The following is a 21,026-nucleotide window of genomic DNA, read 5'->3' as shown; positions in this document are numbered from 1 at the left end:
CTTTAATCTAATTCAGTATCTGTATTTTTGAGTTAATTGAGGTGGCGGTTGCGCGACGTGCAATCGCCACTTCGTCCTGAACGAGCGCACGACTATTCAAGTGCAAAGTACCCACAGCTTGATAACCCGCAACTTGGGTTAATAGCATGGATTAATGATGACTATGGTGATGGTAAAATTTCTAAAGAATTTTATGATGGTGACATTACAGAAGAGCAAAAAAATGCTGCTCAAGAGGTAAGAAAACTTATCAAAACAAGTATAGGTTCTTACAAAGATTATCAATCATTAACACAGAATCGAGGACAAGTAGATCAAAAATTTCTTGATAGAGCAAGAAACTTAGGAGCTTTAGGTATCCAGCTTCAGTGGGTTGAAGGGAATTCAGAAAAAGCAGAAGCATCTTTTTTTAAAATTAACCAAAAAGCAGCACCTATTGGTGAGACTGAGATGCGCTTATTACAGGCACGAAAGACACCTAATGGTGTTGCTGCTCGTGCAATTATGAGAAGTGGTAATGGTCACAAATATTGGTCAGATTTCTCGCAAGAGAAACAAGATGAAATCGAACAATTAGCTCAAGAAATACATCAACTTATTTTTGAACCTAAACTAAAAAACCCTATTAAAACTCTAGACTTACCAATAGTGGGTAGTCTATCGGTTCCCGAAAAACTTGAAGTTATATTAGAATTTGTAAACATGGTTAATAGTATAGAATTCGATGAGCAATTGGGAGACGATCCCACAGGAGATAAAACTGTAGAACTGCTAAAAAATTGCAAAAAAGTTGTTCAGAGGATAAATAGCAATCATCCTTCCTCTCTGGGTTTGCATCCCATCATATATTTTTATAATAGTACTGGTAAGCCCAAAATTGGCTCATTTTATGGCATCGTTACTTTAATGTTACATTTAGAAAAAAATAAATATTTTTCTAAATTTATAGAAGTGCGAAAAGATTTTGAATGGGTGATTTGGCAAGATGATATGGTTCCACAGATTGTTAGCAAAAATGGAAATGCACTTAAGGCTAGAGACAAAGTTAAAGATTTTTATATAAAAGTTATTGAGAAATTATTACAAGGAATAGATAAAAAAAGTGTCATTAAAGAGATCATTGCTGAAAAAGGTTTTGAAACTTTAAAAACTAAAACTAAAAGTAATACAAGCGATACCCAAACTAAAGAATTCTCACGAGAGACAAAAGCAGCAGCTTTTATCAGAGATGCTTTACCTGGTTCTCCAAGATGTAAAATCTGTGGTGGCTGTCTCCCTACTCGTCTTAACTCTATAGATCATATCAAGAGAAAAGCTGATGGTGGTTTAGGGACTTTAGAAAATGCACAGTTAACTCATCCATACTGTAATACAACATACAAAAATTGAATATTTTAAAAACAAATATGAAATTAGATATGGTGGTGGGGTAGTAGGATGCGCTAGCTTTCACTAAACCATCCTACTACTTCTTTACCGCCGGATATTGTTTCAACACCTGTTGTAAATATTGCCCAGTATAAGACCTGGGATTTTTTGCAACTTCCTCTGGTGTACCTACAGCAATTAATTCTCCGCCTTTGTCGCCACCTTCTGGCCCCAAATCTATCACCCAGTCTGAACAGCGAATTACATCTAAGTTGTGTTCAATTACTAATATTGAATTGCCTTTATCTACCAATCGTTGCAACACATCTAACAATTTGTGGACATCGTAAAAAGATAACCCTGTTGTCGGTTCATCGATTAAATAAAGCGTCTTACCTGTGGCGCGTCGAGATAGTTCTGTTGCCAATTTCACCCGTTGCGCTTCACCACCTGATAAGGTAGTCGCAGGTTGTCCTAGTTGGACATAACCCAACCCGACATCAAATAAAGTTTGCAAACGCGCGATCGCTTTGGGGATATTCTGGAAAAAGTCTAAACTCTCCTCAACTGTCATTCTCAGTACATCAGAAATTGACTTATCTTTGTACTTCACTTGCAAAGTTTCACGGTTGTATCTTGCACCTTTACAAATTTCGCATTGCACGTAAACATCCGGGAGAAAGTTCATTTCAATCACATTCACACCCTGTCCGCTACAAGCTTCGCAACGTCCACCTTTAACGTTGAAGGAAAATTGTCCGGGTTTGTAACCCCTAGCTTTGGCTTCTACTGTTTGGGAAAATACATCCCGAATGGCATCAAAAATTCCTGTGTAAGTTGCAGGGTTGGAACGTGGTGTGCGTCCAATGGGAGATTGATCGATAACGATCGCTTTATCAATTGCGTTTAATCCCTGAATTTTATCTAAATGCTTGGGTAAGGGAACTTTCTTAGTTAAATGGTGTTGCAGAGATGGATAAAGTAATTCGTTAATCAGAGTAGATTTGCCAGAACCAGACACACCAGTGATGGAGACGAGTTTACCTAGCGGAATGTCTACATCTATATTCTGTAAATTGTTCCGATGGGCATTTTTAATTCCCAAACTGCGCCCATTTCCTTCTCGGCGTTCTGCTGGCGTGGTAATTACTCGTCTTCCTGATAAATATGCACCCGTCAAAGAATCTTCTGCTGCTAATAATGCCTGAAAATCACCTTGGGCGATAATATTTCCGCCGTGAATTCCTGCACCAGGGCCGATATCAACTATATAGTTGGCTGCACGAATTGTTTCTTCATCGTGTTCAACGACAATTAATGTATTACCCAAATCGCGCAATTTAGTTAAGGTTTTCAGCAATCTGCCATTATCTCGTTGATGCAAACCAATACTCGGTTCATCTAAAACGTAGAGAACTCCTGTTAAACCAGAACCAATTTGCGTTGCTAGACGAATTCGTTGGGCTTCGCCACCGGAAAGGGTCATGGCAGGACGGTCAAGGGTGAGGTAATCTAAACCTACATCCAACAAAAATTGCAATCTAGCTTTGATTTCTCTCAGGACTAAATCAGCAATTTGTAACTGGCGATCGCTCAACTTAAATTGCTCAATTCTTTCTCGACAATCTCGAATTGATACGGTAGTTAATTCTAAAATTCCATATTGTCCCAACTTCACTGCCAAGGCTTCTGGTTTTAACCGTTTTCCCAGACAAACTTCACACGGCTGATCGATTAAATACTGCTCTAATTTTTGTTTAATTAATTCAGAACCACCCTCATACTGCCGTTGCAAAATTGGAATAGCACCTTTAAAACTCTGCTTTCTCTTTGCCTCTGCGGCTCGTTCATCTTTCTCTCCATACAGAATAATTTGCTGCTGTTCTTCTGTCAGCTTGCCCCAATTTGTCTGTAACTCAAATCCATAAATCTGTCCGACGCTATAAAGTAATTCCAAGTAATAAGAATTATCTTTTTCTGACCAAGGCGCGATCGCAGCGTAAACTGGCGCTTCCCAGTCAGGTACAATCAAGTCTGGCGCAAATCTTCTTAAAGTGCCGATTCCGTGACAGTGCGGACAAGCACCATAAGGTGAGTTAAACGAAAACAATCGCGGCGATAGTTCCTCCATTACCGCGCCATGTTCTGGACAAGCAAAGTTTTCTGAAAATACTAATTCTTCTTCTTTGTCATTTGTCCTTTGTCCTACCCTGCGGGAAGCCGCAGAAGCGTCTATGTCATTTGTCATTTGTTCTTCGTGATTACTAATGACAGATGACGAATGACTAATGACAATACTGGCAATACCACCTGATTGCTTGAGACACGTAGACAAAGAATCAACCAAACGCTCTTGGATACCATCTTTTTTCACCAAGCGGTCAATTACCACTTCGATGGTGTGAGTAAGATTTTTATCCAATTCAATGGAATCTGACAGTTCGCGGATCTCGCCATCGATCCGCACGCGGACAAAACCTTGAGAAGCCAGACTTGACAAAAGCTTACGATGTGTGCCTTTTTTCCCCCGGACAACGGGTGCAAGAATTTGAAAACGGGTGCGGTCTGGTAACTCCATAATGCGATCGCACATCTCATCGATTGTCTGGGGTGCAATACAGCGATCACATATCGGACAATGGGGTTCGCCAGCCCGACCAAACAACAGCCGCAAATAGTCGTAAATCTCTGTCACCGTACCGACTGTGGAACGGGGGTTATGAGACGTTGACTTTTGGTCAATAGAAATTGCTGGACTTAAGCCTTCAATCGCTTCCACATCCGGCTTATCTAGTTGTCCGAGAAATTGCCGTGCGTAGGCGCTGAGGGATTCCACATAACGGCGTTGCCCTTCAGCGAAAATGGTATCAAATGCTAGGGAAGACTTACCAGAACCAGAAACGCCAGTGAATACGATTAGGCGATCGCGTGGCAATTCCAAGTCAATATTTTTCAGATTATGCTGCCTAGCACCCCGAATCCGAATGGTATTCTGGCTGTTGTGGCTGGGGTACGGAAGATGTCCATTCAAGGATGCTGCTAGCTGTTGGTCTGACATATTGGCGGCGAAGAAGGAGTTTCCTATGAAACAGTCCTTAATAATACTATCTTTAATCGGTTTATTGTAGAACAATAGTACTGTTTTAGTTAGTTATCGTTCCAGATTTATGGCGCAGACATCCTTAAGAGTCTGCTAATTTGGAAGCATCCCGATTAAATATCCTTCTGAGGGCGAAGCTATGGTATCGCAAATCCAACCGCCGACCCAGCCAGAGGTCATCTACCCAGATAGTGACGGACAACCAGTGGCTAATAATACCATACAGTTTGGCTGGATTGTAGAAATTAAGCAGAATATCGAGTGGCTATTCGCTGACGATCCAAATGTTTTTGTCGCCGGGGATTTGTTTTGGTATCCGGTAGAGGGACGTAACAAAATTGTTAACACCCCAGATGTGATGGTGGTATTGGGTAGACCAAAAGGCGTAGGCGTAGCCCGTCGTAGACATCGCCTCTGTTACCAACAATGGAAAGAGGAGGGAATTGCACCACAAGTGGTGTTTGAAATTCTTTCTCCCAGCAACACCCAAACTGAAATGGACAAGAAATTACTTTTCTACGATCGCTATGGCGTGGAAGAGTACTACATTTACGATCCTGAGCGAAATAATTTGCATGGATGGTTGCGTAGCGAAGACGGTTTAAATGTCATCCCTCTAATGGAAGATTGGGTGAGTCCTCGGTTAAAAATTCGCTTTGCTCCATCACCAGAGGGTTTACAGCTATATCGTCCTGATGGAGAAAGGTTTTTGAGTTATACAGACATTTCTCGCAACGCCGAACAAGAACGACAACGAGCAGAACAAGAACGCCAACGGGCGGAACAGGCAGAACAAGCCAGAAGAGATGCCATACCCCGATTATTGCAAATGGATTTGAGCATCGAACAGATTGCCCAAGCTTTGGGATTGTCAGTGGAAGAAGTGCGAACTCTTGCTCAGGAGTAACGCCGTGTGCAATTTTTTAATCGGGCTATTAGAAATTGAATTTGTACTTGAAATATTCTGATTATGCTAGCCAATGCAGCCACCCATAATGTCACCTGGGAAAAGTTACCTGATGATTTTGTTTTAGACAACGAACCAGTAGATAACATTAATCAGCCACTCTTGGCTGCTGCTTTAACAGAAAGCTTGGAACTTGCCGAAAAATTACCCGCCGATGCTTTAACCATCACTAATTACGGTATCTGCGCCACTTTGAATAATCGATTTGTCGTCAAAGCACCAGATTGGGGATATGTACCATCTATTCGAGTCTCACGAGAAGAAGTGAAGCGCAGTTATACGCCACGACTCCAAGGTGATATTCCCGTAATTGTGATGGAATTTCTCTCAGATACCGAAGGTGGAGAGTATTCGAGTAAACCAACCTATCCCCCTGTAAATGGTTTTATTATGAGCAGATTTTACAAGTGCCAAACTATGCCATTTTTGAACCAGACGGCGGAGTGTTAGAAGTTTATCGGCGAGATGATTTCGGACGTTATAAACTGCAAACACCTGATGCAAATAATCGTCACTGGATTGCCGAAATGAACTTTTTTATAGATGTATGGGAAGGAAGCCGAGAAAACCGCACAGGTTATTGGTTGCGTTGGTGGAATGACAATGGCGAACTATTACTGTGGGGTTTGGAGTTAGCAGCAAAAGAACGCCAGCGTGCAGATAGATTAGCCGCTCAGTTAAAAGCGCTGGGAGTGGAACCGGAGGTTTAACTCGGAAGTTCGACCTTTTTGCTCGGTCGTTCGTGTTCGGAACTCGGCAGTTCAACCTTTTTACTCGGCCATTCTTGTTTGGAACTCGAAACGCCGAGATCAGAACTGCGATCGCATCTCTAATTTACCAAGCGATGTCTACGACGGGCTACGCCTACGCCTTTAGCTATACATTTAAGCTTAGAATTACTGCAAAAATTAGGTTCTCAACTGCGATCGCATTTCATTTTTAGTAAGCGATCGCTCTTTTTGAATATTAACTCGCCATAACTCCCTCATCCCCCGATTGGTAAGCGAAGTCGAACCACATCCCCCTCATCCCCCTACCGCCCTGAACACACCTTAACCGCATCAGGATGGCTAGCCAAATAACCCTTAAGCCAACTGCAACCCTGTGCTAATAAATCATCAAGATTCAGATTCCACAATTTGATCGTCTTGTCAGCACTGGCGGAAGCTAAAGTTTTGCCATCCGGGCTGAAGACGACGCTGTTGATTGAATTGCTATGCCCTTTGAGACGATTTTGTTCACGAATATTAGTACTAGATAGAATTCTCTGTAAACTAAACAAAGGACTGTATGCTGGATAGTCTGCTAAAGATTGTTTATCCTTGATCAGACTTTTTAATGCTCTTGCCGTCTCTATTGCTAACAGCAGAGCATCAAATTCTCTGGAAGTTTCAAACAATTGCAACGCATTTGTTCCGTCTTGTTCCAACCGCGTAGCCGTTACAGCCAATTCTTTGGCTGCTTCTACCTTTTTTAATTCCTCAAGACTTTTTTGAGTAACTATAAATGATGCTACTGCCCCTACCAGAGCAAAACCTAACACCACAGAACCAATCCGAATCCGTTGATTAGCTTTGTGGTTCGCCTCTGCTAAAACTTGCTTTGCCTGTTCCTCTACCTCCAGCCTTTTCTGCACATCGCGCTTTTCCAACTCTTGGCTAGCAGCTAAAAACTGATAGTCTAAGTCACTCAAACTTTTACTGACTGCCCATTCTTGGGCATCTTGCAAAGTCTGTCCCCGCAGTAAGCGCGACTCATCTTGACGTTCCGACTCAACCCAGGCATTCAATGCAGCCGAGTAAGGACGCAACTTTGCCAAGATTTTTTCAGCCCACTCCTGTTTAAACACCTCTGCATAAATCCGGTTATAAATTCGCAGCTTCCCCTCCCGCTTCACCACCAAACCCGTCAACCGCAGTTCCGTTTCTTCAGCACTATCATCAGCTACTATCTCTCCCTGCTGCAAAATCTGCTGATACAACCCCAACAATCGCCCAGTCCTCTGTTCTCCACTCTGCAAAATTCTGTCTCGAATCGTTTTCAAATGCTCCGGCTCATCTTGCGTCTCCCAATTCTCAATAATCCCCTCGCGTACCAACTCTTCCACCCAGTCCTCATCTCCTAGTCCCCAGTTTCTAGTTTCCAGTCCCCCCTGCACCAGCAACTTACAAACTTTTTGCGTCAAAAACGGCTGTCCTCCCGTCCAGTCCAGCACCACCTGCATCAATTCTTGAGAATCACCCACTTCAGCCAATCCCTGTGCCAAGGGTTGTGCCTCTCGGAGTTGAAAGCCAGTTAAATCAATTGCCTGTCCAATATTAAAAGGTGTCCGGCGTTTGTCTTGAATCAAATCTGAAGGCGTAGACACGCCAATCAAAGCAAAGGTGAGGCGATTATATTCAGGATGGTCTGCTCGTCGGTTGTAGCAATCGCGAATAACTGCAAAAAAGTCATCCAAGTTGAATGAAAGACTCAGAACGCTGTCAATTTCATCAATAAAAATAATAATCTTTTCAGTAATGGCTTTTAGTAAAATCGTTTCAATAAACTTGCTCAAGTGCTGCACTGGTGAAAGCAAAGCGTTATCATTCCACCAACTATCTAAATCAAAAGTTGGATAAATATTAAAACTTTCCACCAGAGTATCAATCACCCCGGCATACCATTGTTCTGGCGTAATATCTACCGTCCCAATAGCTGTAATATCAACAACAGCACAAGCGAATCTCTCTGTTTGCAACCGCTGCATTACCCGCACCCGTAAGCTAGATTTCCCCATCTGCCGGGAATTGAGTACATAACAAAAATCCCCAGCCTTCAAGCCTTCATAGAGGTCATGGTCAGCTTGCCGTCTAACATAAGTTGGTGCATTTTGAGGCAGACTACCACCGACTTGATACTGGTACTGGGTCATAAACAATTAAAAATTAAAAATTAAAAATTATGAAATACAAATTTGGTAGGCTATGTTAGCATGGAGACTACGAATTACGGACTAAATAAGCTAGACGTTTTAACACTTTTACCACAGTATCTAGGTCATCTCCACGATTGAGCGACAGTGTGTAAGATAATTCATATTTTGGTGTACCCTGTTTGATCAACTTAATAAATTGAAATTCTCGACCATTGGTTACAAAACCAAATGTAGGTTTATCATTATCAGGATTAGCCAACATATAAGCTAATGCTTGAGAAATTGCTACCTCCAAAGAATATTCTGCTCGTTTCGCCTCAATAATGAGAACCCAAAATGGAGGATGAAACACCAAGATATCAATACGTCCTCTAATAATTGTGCCTTCGTCTTCAGAAGAAATTCTTACCTCTTCTTCCGACGCGATATAAAAAGGCAGTTGATAAAAACCTGCTAGACGCAATAGTGGAGATAGCACCACCATTTTGACTACAGGTTCTAAAATAGAATATTTCGATAGATGCAAATATTCTGCCTTGACTTCGTTGAGAGATTGCTTTTCTAAGTCACTCAACTCAGGTAAATCTTGCTGCCACTCTGAAAAAAATTGTTCATTGTCTGCACGTTGTAGCCCAAATTGATCTATGAGTTGGGCTAAGGTTATATCTCTTCCTTGAATAAATTGAACCATTGTTAATCCTTTTTGTTAAATGGTAATTGCAGATAACAGTCCTATTGCACTCCTAATGTACTTTTTTAATTTTTCTACCCCAAGCGATGCCCAAAATATTGTTTATACAAATCACACAAAGGCACTACTTGATTGCCTTGAAACTTAACTAACCCCATACTGCGGAGTTTAAATGCTTCAGTTGTGCCTACATCCACGGCACGATTTGCTGTCATCGCTTGTTTGACCGCAGCTAGCAATTCTGCATCCTCTTGTAAATTCAGCCAATGGCGGCGCAGATGGTCACTGTAAGGGCCTTCCTCAGTTGCCCCGATTTTTTGCAGATTTTCGAGCGTTATCCTACTACGAGCAATTTCATAAAGCGCTACCCGCACTAAATAAGGATGACCACCCACGAGTGTCATTAATTCTTCAATTTGTGAGTCAGTCCAATTAAGTCCGTGGCGCTGTACTAAGTCTTGTATTTGTGTTTGATTTAAGTCTGGCAACTCAATGGGTAAACCGACATTAAAAGGTGACTGATTAATATTGAGCGGGATATAAACTTCCTTAGAATGCACAATTACCAACCGGAGATTTTTCCAAACTGTCTCATTCTTTGACCGCTCATGCCAAGCTCGTAGCAATCCAAAAAAATCAGCAGCAATTATGGGATGCTTAAAGACTTCATCAACTTCATCCAAACCCAAAGCGATGGGCTTATTAATCGTGGGTAATAAATATCGTTGAAAGTAATTTGTACATTTATTCTTGCTACCTAAAACACCCTTCCAATACTCATCTAATTTATCGGATAGATTCAATTCGTAGGTAATGCTGGCGCAGAACCACTGCAAAAACTGATCTAAATTGCCGAGAAATTCTGCATCGGCTGACTGGAAATTTACAGGTGCTACCTGATAGTCATGTTGACTAGCATGATGGAGAACCCTTGACATGAGGGAAGTTTTGCCCATCTGCCGGGGAGCTTTGATGCGAATTAAGGCCCCTGGTTGAAGAATCGCTTGATAACAGTCTACCTCGATAGGCGATCGCTCGACATACAACGCAGAGTTTAAAGATACCTGCCCTTCTGGATTTTCTAAGGAGACTGCTGCTTTTACCTCGCTATCTGGAATAGTTTCGTTAGCAGATATAGCACCTTGGGGATTGTTCCGACTTTTTAGCACTGGGGTGGAAGACTCTGGAATACTTTCTAAATCAATAGCGCTACAGCCAAACTCATAAGCATCCTCATACGACCTATCAGCGCCTAATGCATCATAAAAGCCTACCGCGAATTTAATCGCTGCCTTATCCCCAATTGCCCGATTCATCCCAACCACACAGTTAATGTGTTGGTAAATAGCCTCAGCTTGCACTTCGCTATAACAGGCATTTAATAAAATACACTCAACTTTGTCTTTAAATAACTTAAATAACCTTGCCAGTGACTCTGTACTCACCAGCTGCATTTCCCCTATATTATTTTCCAAGGCTAAACCTTGATTTCCTCCACCATGTCCAGAAAAATGGATGATATGAGGATTATGATCTAAAAGCGCCCGCCGCAAATCGTCAGGCCGCACCGCCCATTTAGTAATCAGTTCAAACTTATCTCGGCTGCGAGAGCGTTGCAACCCTGACTGAATTTCCCTTACTTCCTCGTCCAAGCGGAGTTTGTCTGTCGTTGTGGGATTAGCTGACACAATCAGGATTTTTTTCACAGCGCTATCAACTATTAAATGCAGGCTTCTGACTTAGATGTAGTTTACTACAGCAGATAACTACACAATTACTGATACTGCATTACCGTTAATGAGTATTTGAACTGGATTAATCCACCTCTGAACTCCGTTAACGAGTATTTGAACTGGATTAATCCACCTCTGAACTCCGTTGACGAGTATTTGAACCGGATTAATCCACCTCTGAACTCCGTTGACGAGTATTTGAACCGGATTAATCCACCTTTGAACTCCGTTGACGAGTATTTGAACCGGATTCATCCATCTCTGAACTCCGTTAACGAGTATTTGATACTCATGTAAATTTCAGCAATTTTCATAAGCGTGGAATATACATAATTGTAGGGGCACAATATATTGTGCCCCTACCGTTCTAGTCTATTCAATTGAAAACTCCTATGATCTCAAACCGGAAGTAACCTGATTAATCTTAATGCCTAGTATTTTCTTGGCAACTTGCGTTTAAATCAAAACTTTGACATTCTCTAGCTTCCGACAATTGCCTAACTGTATTATTAGGCTGATAACTTATCAAAGTTCCTGCTATAAAGCTGCTCAGAGCTACTTTTGCACCTTGTATTCTAGCCAATCCAAAATCAACCAGGTAAGCATTTAGTTCTTCATCAACCAATATATTCTCTGGCTTAATATCCCGATGAATAATTGGGGAAACTTGCTTTTGCAGATAAACCAAAATTTCTAAGATTGACAAGTTCTGAAAAATCTGGATGGTGATTTAAGGGAATTATCCTTTTATCTCCATTACGCACATCAAGCTCCATTTCACAGATTATACAAGTTTGATTCTGTCAAGGCGCAATTAAAAGATTAAGATCCACTCACCCAGATTGTTAGCCTTATTTTTACCTTGCTTGAGCTAAGACATATAGGCACAAAGGCGAAATTATCACCTTTGCGCTAGCCAATCGACAATCTGGGCATTGACAATATCTGGAACCTCATCGTGAGGACAATGACCGGCATTGGGAACGGGAACAATTTTGATATCTTTGCCATTCTCCCGTGCCTTTTCGTAAATCTTGGCCCCGGTAATTGGTGTCCAGGGGTCGTCAGCACCCCAAATTACCAACAAAGGACGTTCTACTTTGGGCAAAAGTTCCTCTGGGCTAGGGCCAGGAGGGGCTGTGAGTATAGATGCGAAGACTTGTTGCGCTCCTGGGTCGCAAGAGGGAGTATAAAGTAGATTAACTAATTCATCAGTGACAGCTTCACGGTTCCGGTACACTTGGTACAGAGTGCGGCGAATTTGAGCTTTTTGGCGGATGCGGTTATAGACAAATTTACCTGTAATTGGCGATCGCACAAACCGATTAAAAGCTGCCATCACAATCCGTAGCGGCGGGTTCAGTTCGTGGGGACGATGGCTTAAACCACCCGCAGAGTTAATTAGAATACCACCAGCAGCAATTTCTAGATGTTCTACCAGTACTATTAAGCTCAAAAGTGCGCCGATAGAGTTGCCAATAAATACAGCAGGTTCCTGGATGTGTGCTGTGCAGAAATCTTTCAGCAGTTCCACCCAAACTTCTACACTGTAATCAATGGGCGCTTTATCGGAACCACCAAAACCCAAAAGGTCTATGGCAAATACCTGGTAGCCAGCATCAGCTAAAACCGGGATATTTTTGCGCCAGTGTCCAATGGAAGCGCCAAAGCCGTGAACCAGAATCAAAGGGCGTCCTGTACCCATAACAGTGTACTGAATTTTGTAACCCTGCCAATTCCAAATGAATTTTTCAAAGGCATCTTGAGTTGCAAGCGGCTGTGTAGTTACAGTCATTATTAAGATTAATAAAGTGTTTCTTTAATATAGTATCTCTGACCAAAATCTCAGTGCTGATTAGATGTTAGTTTCATTTACCCCGATTAATCGCATCTCTAGCTTGCTCAACTGTAAAACTAATTTCCTGACCATAGGAAATTTCTAGTGTATGACCATCTGGGTCTCGAAGATAAGCCCAGTAACCAACTGGATGACCCCAGTCATTTGGCCCAGCCAGCAGTATTCCCTGATTGCGTGCCTCATTGCAGAGGCGATCGATTTCCCTGCGATTCTGATAAGCTACCCCAAGATGGGATTGTGGTAAAAGTGCGCCTTCTACTTTAGGTACTTTAATTAGGACAATTACAAAAGGTCTAGTCAAGTCACTAATCCAAGCAACATCTGATTGAGTTGCTCGATCGATGCGATGATGCACGACTGTCATTTGGGCATACTTTGCATAAAATGAGATACTTGCATCAACATTACTAACTGCAAGTGCAATGTGAGTAAAACCAAGATCGGACATTAAAATAACTCCGTATATAGATGTTGACCGGACGAATGTAGGTATTGGACTACGTGCTTACTAAGCAAGCTGACACGAATGATAATGAAGATAGGCGTTATCTTCACAAAATTTATGTTTTTAACTTGGTTCGACAGTAATTCTTGGCTGCTGGAAATCGGTAGTAAACGAATACTAATTGACCCTTGGCTGGTTGGTTCGTTGATTTTCAGCAATTTGGATTGGTTATTTAAAGGTTCGCGATCGCAAAATCGCCCAATCCCAGATAATATTGATTTGATCCTGCTATCTCAGGGTTTAGAAGACCATGCTCACCCACCAACGCTCAAGCTGTTAGATCGCAGCATCAAAGTTGTAGCTTCTCCGAATGCCGCTAAGGTAGTACAGCAGTTGGATTACACCCAAGTAACAGTATTGGCTCATGGTGAAACTTTCACTTTAAATAATCAAGTAGAAATCAAGGCTTTCCCTGGCTCTCCAATTGGCCCGACTTTGGTAGAAAATAGTTATCTCCTCAAAGAATTGGAGAGTGGTTTAACTGTATACTATGAGCCTCACGGGTATCATTCTCCACAACTTCAGCAAGCTGCACCTATTGATGTAGTGATTACACCCTTTATTGATATGATGCTACCTTTGCTTGGGCCGATTATTAAAGGACAAAATAGTGCTTTAGAAGTCGTCAAATCATTACAACCTCAAGTAATAATACCTACTGCTGCTGGTGGAGATGTGTCCTTTGAGGGCTTGCTGATGAAACTCATTCAAACTAAAGGAACTGCTGAGGAATTTCGTTCGTTATTAGAAAAGAACAATCTTTCGACGCGAGTATTTGAGCCGAAACCAGGCGATCGCTTTGAACTACCATTAGAAAAACGAGCATTAGCAATCTAAGTTGCACCTAGCCCTAGCGATTACAAATCGAGGTTTTCAACCCGCGCAGGCGGGTTTTGTCTGTATAGCCGCGACTTCTAGTCGCTAGGGCTAATTTTTTTCCATAGCTGAATTATCTTGCATATACACTTGTCTAATCGGAAAAGGAATTTCAATTCCTACTTGCTGATAGCGTTTGTGTAATTTTTTGACAAATAGATGTTTGCCAATCCGCTGATCGAAATATTCACTTACCCGCATATAAAGCGTAAAATCTATACTAAAATCATTAAAAGTATGAAATCTGATATATGGTTCATTATCTTTTAATTCCGGTGCAATTTCTTGCATAACTTCTTTAGCAACTTCTACAGTAACTTTTTCAACCTTTTCCAAATCGCTATCATAACTTACACCCACATCCATTGTTAAAGTAATTTCTTTTGCAGGTAAATGATAGTTGGTGAAAATTGCCGAAGACAGCTTAGAATTGGGAACAATGACTATATTATTGGAAATTTCTTTAATAGTTGTATTTCGCCAAGAAATATCTATAATATATCCCTCATGACCGGCATCTAGTTTCACATAGTCTCCAGTTCTAACTTGCTTAGAAATAACTAAGTAAAAACCAGAAAATAAATTTGCAAGTGTGTCTTGAAGTGCCAAACCAACTGCTAGACCACCAATACCTAAAGTTGTGACTATTGGTGTAATTTGAACGCCTACCGTTTGCAAGATGATTAATGTTCCTAAAACTAAAACAGTAATCTTAGCAAGGTTAGAAATAAGTGATGTGGGAATCCCTTCTGCTCTGCGAATATATAAATTCAGGAAACCAGCAGTCAATTTAGCCAAGACTAAAGTTATTGAAAATAGTAATGCCATCGTCAGAATTTTTTGCAGTACGATGGCAATATTTGGCTTGAGGGGGGCACTCAGAACTGCCCAAAAAAAACCGCCAATGACAAACCAAAGAAAAGTCATCCGGTGTAGAGAGTGAAATATAATTCTACTGCCGGCAATTCGTTTATTAGTAACGAATGTTTCTAGTTTTTTGAAGATAACTTTTTCACCGATTATTCCAGCCAGAAAGCCAGATACAATAAACACTATCGGCGTAATCCATTCCATCATATCAATTTTAAATTTGGAATTTTACATTTAGAATAACAGCACTATTGCTGTAATTATGGCTAAATTTTACCTTGTTATCGGATTAGCTGCTTAAAATTTTCTTTCCTTATGGATTTGCCAATTATTTACCACCCAGATTACATTGCTCCCCTACCTGAAGGACATCGTTTCCCGATGTCTAAGTTCCGACAACTCTACGAATTGCTATTAGCTGATGGTGTAGCGAATCAAGAACAATTTCACACTCCTGAACGTCCGCTACCAGAATTGATAGAGTTAGTCCATACTCCAAGCTACGTTCAAGCTTATTGCGAAGGAACCCTAGACCCCAAAGCACAACGTCGTATTGGTTTGCCTTGGAGTCCAGCACTAGCAAATCGTACTTGTGTAGCGGTAGGTGGTACGATACTGACTGCAAAACTGGCACTAAGTCAGGGTTTAGCCTGTAATACGGCTGGTGGAACTCATCACGCCTTTCCTAGTTATGGGTCTGGTTTTTGTATTTTCAACGATTTAGCGATCGCTTGTCGCGTTTTACAAAAATTTGGACTCGTCCAAAAAATCCTGATTGTCGATTTGGATGTGCATCAAGGAGACGGTACCGCTTTTATCTTCCAAGACGACGACAGCGTTTTTACTTTCTCTATGCACTGCGAAGTCAATTTCCCTGGTACAAAACAAAACAGCGATTTGGATGTTCCTTTGCCGGTGGGAATGGAAGATGACACTTATTTACAAACCTTAGCGAATTATTTATCAGATTTGTTGTCTAAAGTCAAGCCAGATTTAGTATTTTATGATGCAGGCGTTGACCCTCATATAGGCGATTGCTTGGGGAAATTAGCTTTAACTGATGCTGGCATTTTTCGCCGGGAAATGCAGGTTTTAAGTACCTGTGTGAGTAGCGGTTATCCCGTCGCCTGCGTTATTGGCGGCGGTTATGCTGATGATATGAAATCTCTCGTTTGGCGGCATTCCTTGCTGCATCGTGCCGCTAGCGAAGTTTATCAGCAATACAAACTATAGCAATCCGATTTGATTTCTGAATTAATCGTAGGGACTAGGGACTGGGGACTGGGGACTGGGAAGAAGGAATAAAGGTTGAGTTTTTTTCACGCAATCAAATATGAGTCCTATATTTTAAACGCATAGGTACGCAGAGTGCTGCCAAATTTAATTCGTAGCGATTCGCATTAAAATAATACTTTGCGCCCCTCTGCGTTTAAATCAAAACCCTCAATTGTTAACTGGATGAACAACGGCAAAGTCAGAGTCTACGAACTAGCAAAAGAATTAAATTTAGATAGCAAGAAGCTATTAGTAATTTGTGAAAAGCTCAAAATTGCAGTCAAAAGCCATACCAGTGCAATTCCAGAATCTGATGCGGAACGCATTCGTTTAGCGGTAAATAAACTAACAGCAAAATCCTCGAAAACTAAAACAACCTCTGAAGATTGGGGCTATACATTTATAGCTTCAGCAATTGATAGCTTTATCCGCCATCTTGAAGGTGAGGCTGCCTTGAAATCATATTCCGATTTTAGGGAGCGGCGCGATCGCGCCAATCAGTTAATGTATGAATGTGTCGGTAAAAAGCCTTCTCTATTTTATGTGCGTCGCAAAGGTGCGGGGAAAGAAACAAGAGAGGAAATCTGGGATTTGACAATAGCAACAGACTCCGATGATTTTCCATTACCCGCAAGACTTGACAAGCTCAGAAAAACATTAGGATTTAGAGCAGCTGTACAAAAAGATGGACGCGACGGTATAAAAATACTTTCGGCTCAATTGTTACAACTCTCACGGGGACACGCCGACAGCTATGCCATAGCTTGTCGCTTGCGTTTACTGGCTAATCATCAGCATCATCTCGATATTCCGCCAGCGACATTGAAGCGCATCGCTACCGCGCCAGTTTGTGGCGACCATATACCTACAGAAGATCAGCTAAAAGCTTGGAAAGCATTTTTGCAAATTGAAGAAAAAATCGCGAAAGCGCGTCAATTTTGTGTGCGTTATGTAAGTCATAACTATAATTTTAAAAGACGAATCAGTTTTGAAATTGATCTAAACTCAGCCACCCTTGACGGCTTTTATCAAAATTCCCTCGAAGTAGATAATTTTTGGGAACGAGCAAGAGGCACAAAAAACGAAGATTTAAAACTTTTTGAAACTGCTCCCGTCGGTAAAAATTGGATTAGCGGTCGTCAATTAGGGACTGTTGAAGAAATTGATCCCAACCGTTGTATTATCAGCCTCAGATTAGAACGTGACTTAGCTGAATTCATGGCAACAGAGCGTTATAAGTTGCCAGATACAGGATTTTTGTGTTTCGAGGCAGTTGGTGATATTCAACAGATTCAGCGCAAGAAAAAAGCTTTAGATGATTTGAATAATGGTTATACTCAAAATCCCTATTTGGGTAACTTTTTATTCGATGCTTCTCAAGCTAGACAGATCAAAACAACTGTTGAACTGCAACCACAAGATTTATTATTATCTTCTGCAAATCCTGGGCAGAAAGCAGCAGTGGAGAAGGTACTTGCCGCTAAGGATCTTGTTCTCATCCAAGGGCCACCAGGTACTGGGAAAACTACCGTAATTGCGGAGATTTGCTATCAAATTGCCCTTCGCGGGGGACGCACTCTAATTGCTTCTCAAGCCAATTTAGCAGTAGATAACGCCCTGAGTCGATTAGTTCACAACCCAGTAATTCGCGCTGTACGCAAGGGTAAAGCCGAAAAAGTTGGGGAAGAAGGACAGCCATTTTTAGAAGACCAAGTGATTGGCAGATGGCTAGAAAATACTGCAACTGACTGCGAAAATAATCTGACTCAACGGCTGGAAAATATTAAAATTTTCACTCAATTACTGGCATCATCACAAAGATTCACAGCTTACTTCCAAGCAGAGGAAGAATTTAATCAGCAACAAACTAAATTCAATGAAAATAAGATAAAACTAGAGGTAAACTTTCAAAATCAAGAAAAAAATTACAACGAAACTGTAGATAAACAGAACGAGGTTGAATTACTAATTGCCAAATTAGAAAATATATTAAAGACTTTACCAAATATCAACTGGGAAGCTTCAGAAGTTACAGATTTCTTGCCACTTCTTAAACCCTATACAGAAGGTAACAGTTTAGTAGAAGAGTTTTTAGCAAATGTTCGTCAAATCATCAAATATACTGATGAGCTTGGCTTTGTGCGTCCGGCGCTTGGTGCTTTTGGTTTAGCGGCTTGGTTGCGTAAAACTGTAGCAATAGAAATTTCTGGATTTAAAACTTCTTTGACTGATGCTCAAGAAGCAAGTAAAGCCATCTTAGAAGTTGCAGCATCAGTGGAGGTTGTCAAACAAAGTTTCGTCTCGTTGAATCAGTTACAACCAGATTATCAGCAATATCATACCAAACTGCAAAATATACAGCAAACAATCCAGATATGGCAAAACCGCAAACGGGAAATAGATTACATTATCTCAGCAGTTAAGGAATGGAAATCTACAGCACCTTCTCATCTGTATCAAACTTTAAAAGAATGTCATCAATCAGGTGTACCACTCACAGAAAATTTAGTTGACTTACCGCTAGGGTTATTGATGTTTGCTAATACATTAAAAGTCCCAATATTACCAAACAATCAAAAAATAAATCTACCTGAATGGGAAGTATTAGCAAAGGCGATCGCTTATGAAATAAACGGAGGTTTTACTGACAGGCGGGGTAAACAGCATAATTTTAGCTATTTTTTACAAGAAAATTTTAGTCAGATTCCAATGGTGCTATCAAAGAGCGATCGCACTCAATGGCAAGAAACCTATCAACAGTTTAACAATTATCAGCTACTCAACCCCAAACAACGAAAATTACTGGTTGAGAATACCCAGGTTTTCTTAATTAGAATGCAACGGACTTATGGGACATCATGGGAATGGAATAATATCGACTCTACTCTCACCCGTATTACACAAGAATTGTTAGATATTATCCTTGCAAATGCGCGTCAATGCGTTTTAAAAGTCAAAACGGAAACCGAGCAACAACTTCAGCATCTACAAGGACAATTAAATGAACTTCAGAAAAATAAAGTTAGCCAACAGCAAATATCTATTACTCAAGCTGAGGTAGAAAAAGCACAGCAGGATGCTAATTTCCAACTTGGGCAAGTGATTAATATTTTGCAAGAGCTTAATCAAAAAAATATTCCTTCTCAATTACGTATTTTAGTTGAAAAATATCTGGGAACACAATCAAATATTTGGGAGCATCCCCAAGAATTTGCAAATCAAGTAAATTACTGGGAAACTTCCATTAGTCAGCTTGAAACCTTAATATCATCATTAGAACCTTTTGCGGTACTGAAGATAATTAAACATTCTCTAAATGAGCATTTATCAAAGCTACAAGAAAAAACTGAAACTTCTCTACAGCATCTACAAAACTTACAAACTAATTTACGTGAGGTAGAACAAAAATCACAACCACAGCCATCAGAAAACCTAAGAGAAGAACGAAGCTGGTGGTTGACAAAATGGCAAACAATACCTGATAAATTTAAACCAGAAAATTCCCAAACCGACTTATTTAGTATAGAGTTTTTACGTAATATCAATACTCAGTTTGAATCTTGGCAGCAACAACTCCAGACAGACGAAACTTATCTCAATAAATATCAGAACTTTGTTCGAGATTGGATAGGAAAATTAAGAGAGCCAACTGAAGGTGATAGGGACGATTTAAGACGCATATATTTAGATAATGCTAATGTCGTCGGTATCACCTGTGTTCAAGCTGCAAATAGAGGTTTTTCAGAAGAATTCAAATCTTTTGATGTCGTTATCATTGATGAGGTTAGTAAGTGTACTCCACCTGAGTTACTAATCCCAGCTTTGAAAGGCAAAAAGCTAGTAATGGTAGGCGATCATCGCCAATTACCACCCATGCTTGATACTAGCACTTTAGAAGAAGTAGCTCAAACAATTGGCAATACACGAGACGAACTACAATTCCTAGAAGAATCACTATTTAAAAGTCAGTTTGAATCTGCTGATGAAAGCATCAAACAAATGCTAACTACACAATATCGAATGCATCCTTTTATTATGGGTGCAATCAATCAGTTTTATGACGGAAAACTAGAATCTGGTATTTTAGAGGCGGACACAAAACGCGCACATCATTTAGCAAGCGAAATTATCCAAGAATCTCAGCATCTTATTTGGGTAAAAACGCCTATAGAAAATCAGTTTTTAGAGCAACGAAACGGAACTTCTTACTTTAATATTCCAGAAATTGATGCGATTGAACGTTTGTGTCATCAGTTTGAGAATACTTGGACTTCTAAAGTTGCTAATGGGGAACCAAAAAAAGAAATTGCTGTAATTACATTTTATGGCGCTCAATTAAGAAAAATTGATGAACGTCTGCAATCTGAACTTTTTCCTTCGCTAGAAATTCGTACTGGTACAGTAGACAGATTTCAAGGTATGGAAAGACCTGTTGTAATTGTCAGTATGGTTCGCAATAATAACAAAGGAGATGTGGGATTTGCAAAGAAACCAGAACGAGTTAACGTTGCATTTTCCCGCGCTCAAGAACTATTAATAATTGTGGGTTGCCATAATTTATTTACCCATCAATCAGGTAAAGTCGGAAGTATGTATTCTGAAGTATCAAATATTGTTAGTCTTCATGAAGGTTTCGTTGATGTTTCTCGCCTCTTCAGCTAAATCTGTGGTGTGCTTACGCATAGCCGATCGCAGGTATTGCGCGAATCGACAAAAAACCTAAATTTCATAAACTGTAACTTAGGCTAAGTATCTTAACGGAATTTGCTCCTAAACAGGACTTACGCAACTGGCACAGTGCGATCGCTAGCCAGTAGTACATAAGTATTTAATTACCCAGAATGTATTTGATATTTACAAGCTCAA

The 21,026-nt window shown here is 40.6% G+C and carries 12 protein-coding genes and 3 pseudogenes; 7 read left to right on the top strand and 8 right to left on the bottom strand.

Features of this window, described 5'->3' with window-relative positions:
* The first annotated feature begins 57 nt into the window (after positions 1–57).
* Positions 58–1,389, top strand: a complete 1,332-nt coding sequence (locus RMY32_RS04255; RefSeq protein WP_322709063.1) for an HNH endonuclease signature motif containing protein — start codon at positions 58–60, stop codon at positions 1,387–1,389.
* 76 nt (positions 1,390–1,465) lie between these two features.
* Here RMY32_RS04255 and uvrA read toward each other — a convergent pair whose 3' ends face one another.
* Positions 1,466–4,426 (bottom strand): excinuclease ABC subunit UvrA, encoded by a 2,961-nt coding sequence (gene uvrA / locus RMY32_RS04250; RefSeq protein WP_322709062.1) that lies wholly within the window; start codon positions 4,424–4,426, stop codon positions 1,466–1,468.
* Positions 4,427–4,607: 181 nt separating this feature from the next.
* Here uvrA and RMY32_RS04245 point away from each other — a divergent pair, with 181 nt between their 5' ends.
* Positions 4,608–5,375 (top strand): Uma2 family endonuclease, encoded by a 768-nt coding sequence (locus RMY32_RS04245; protein WP_322709061.1) that lies wholly within the window; start codon positions 4,608–4,610, stop codon positions 5,373–5,375.
* Between the two features lie 63 nt (positions 5,376–5,438).
* A pseudogene (locus RMY32_RS04240) lies at positions 5,439–6,145 on the top strand (Uma2 family endonuclease).
* Positions 6,146–6,554: 409 nt separating this feature from the next.
* On the opposite strand, the pseudogene RMY32_RS04235 reads toward RMY32_RS04240, so the two are convergent.
* The 3 genes and pseudogenes from RMY32_RS04235 to RMY32_RS04225 form a co-directional block, all read right to left on the bottom strand.
* Positions 6,555–8,349 (bottom strand): annotated as a pseudogene (locus RMY32_RS04235) (AAA-like domain-containing protein); the annotation flags it as partial.
* A 67-nt stretch (positions 8,350–8,416) separates the two neighbouring features.
* Positions 8,417–9,043, bottom strand: coding sequence for a type I restriction endonuclease (locus RMY32_RS04230; RefSeq protein WP_322709058.1), 627 nt, complete (start codon positions 9,041–9,043; stop codon positions 8,417–8,419).
* Positions 9,044–9,117: 74 nt separating this feature from the next.
* Complete coding sequence (locus RMY32_RS04225; protein ID WP_322709057.1) at positions 9,118–10,749, bottom strand: AAA-like domain-containing protein; 1,632 nt, start codon at positions 10,747–10,749, stop codon at positions 9,118–9,120.
* A gap of 99 nt (positions 10,750–10,848) precedes the next feature.
* On the opposite strand from RMY32_RS04225, the gene RMY32_RS04220 reads away from it, so the two are divergent.
* Positions 10,849–11,073: a hypothetical protein gene (locus RMY32_RS04220; protein ID WP_322709056.1), complete on the top strand. Its 225-nt coding sequence runs from the start codon at positions 10,849–10,851 to the stop codon at positions 11,071–11,073.
* Between the two features lie 231 nt (positions 11,074–11,304).
* Here RMY32_RS04220 and RMY32_RS04215 read toward each other — a convergent pair.
* From RMY32_RS04215 to RMY32_RS04205, 3 genes and pseudogenes are all read right to left on the bottom strand, one after another.
* Positions 11,305–11,482, bottom strand: a pseudogene (locus RMY32_RS04215) (protein kinase domain-containing protein); the annotation flags it as partial.
* Positions 11,483–11,677: 195 nt separating this feature from the next.
* Complete coding sequence (locus RMY32_RS04210) at positions 11,678–12,571, bottom strand: alpha/beta fold hydrolase (RefSeq protein WP_322709055.1); 894 nt, start codon at positions 12,569–12,571, stop codon at positions 11,678–11,680.
* A 73-nt stretch (positions 12,572–12,644) separates the two neighbouring features.
* Positions 12,645–13,082: a VOC family protein gene (locus tag RMY32_RS04205; RefSeq protein ID WP_322709054.1), complete on the bottom strand. Its 438-nt coding sequence runs from the start codon at positions 13,080–13,082 to the stop codon at positions 12,645–12,647.
* Between the two features lie 114 nt (positions 13,083–13,196).
* Between RMY32_RS04205 and RMY32_RS04200 the strand changes: the two genes are divergently transcribed.
* Positions 13,197–13,976, top strand: a complete 780-nt coding sequence (locus tag RMY32_RS04200) for an MBL fold metallo-hydrolase (protein ID WP_322709053.1) — start codon at positions 13,197–13,199, stop codon at positions 13,974–13,976.
* Positions 13,977–14,066: 90 nt separating this feature from the next.
* Here RMY32_RS04200 and RMY32_RS04195 read toward each other — a convergent pair whose 3' ends face one another.
* Positions 14,067–15,092: a mechanosensitive ion channel family protein gene (locus RMY32_RS04195; protein WP_322709052.1), complete on the bottom strand. Its 1,026-nt coding sequence runs from the start codon at positions 15,090–15,092 to the stop codon at positions 14,067–14,069.
* A gap of 108 nt (positions 15,093–15,200) precedes the next feature.
* Between RMY32_RS04195 and RMY32_RS04190 the strand changes: the two genes are divergently transcribed.
* Positions 15,201–16,118: a histone deacetylase gene (locus tag RMY32_RS04190; RefSeq protein ID WP_322709051.1), complete on the top strand. Its 918-nt coding sequence runs from the start codon at positions 15,201–15,203 to the stop codon at positions 16,116–16,118.
* 225 nt (positions 16,119–16,343) lie between these two features.
* Complete coding sequence (locus RMY32_RS04185; RefSeq protein WP_322709050.1) at positions 16,344–20,822, top strand: translation initiation factor IF-2 N-terminal domain-containing protein; 4,479 nt, start codon at positions 16,344–16,346, stop codon at positions 20,820–20,822.
* Positions 20,823–21,026: the final 204 nt, after the last annotated feature.

It is taken from the genome of Nostoc sp. ChiSLP03a (assembly GCF_034531215.2).
Taxonomy (GTDB): Bacteria; Cyanobacteriota; Cyanobacteriia; order Cyanobacteriales; family Nostocaceae; genus Nostoc.
This window is presented reverse-complemented; position numbering and strand designations above follow the sequence as displayed.

What these genes read in the sequence shown, in the direction of transcription:
- uvrA (WP_322709062.1), bottom strand. Translation starts at nt 4,426, where the DNA reads ATGTCAGACCAACAGCTAGCAGCATCCTTGAATGGACATCTTCCGTAC.
- RMY32_RS04245 (WP_322709061.1), top strand. Translation starts at nt 4,608, where the DNA reads ATGGTATCGCAAATCCAACCGCCGACCCAGCCAGAGGTCATCTACCCA.
- RMY32_RS04230 (WP_322709058.1), bottom strand. Translation starts at nt 9,043, where the DNA reads ATGGTTCAATTTATTCAAGGAAGAGATATAACCTTAGCCCAACTCATA.
- RMY32_RS04210 (WP_322709055.1), bottom strand. Translation starts at nt 12,571, where the DNA reads ATGACTGTAACTACACAGCCGCTTGCAACTCAAGATGCCTTTGAAAAA.
- RMY32_RS04205 (WP_322709054.1), bottom strand. Translation starts at nt 13,082, where the DNA reads ATGTCCGATCTTGGTTTTACTCACATTGCACTTGCAGTTAGTAATGTT.
- RMY32_RS04200 (WP_322709053.1), top strand. Translation starts at nt 13,197, where the DNA reads ATGTTTTTAACTTGGTTCGACAGTAATTCTTGGCTGCTGGAAATCGGT.
- RMY32_RS04195 (WP_322709052.1), bottom strand. Translation starts at nt 15,092, where the DNA reads ATGATGGAATGGATTACGCCGATAGTGTTTATTGTATCTGGCTTTCTG.
- RMY32_RS04190 (WP_322709051.1), top strand. Translation starts at nt 15,201, where the DNA reads ATGGATTTGCCAATTATTTACCACCCAGATTACATTGCTCCCCTACCT.
- RMY32_RS04185 (WP_322709050.1), top strand. Translation starts at nt 16,344, where the DNA reads ATGAACAACGGCAAAGTCAGAGTCTACGAACTAGCAAAAGAATTAAAT.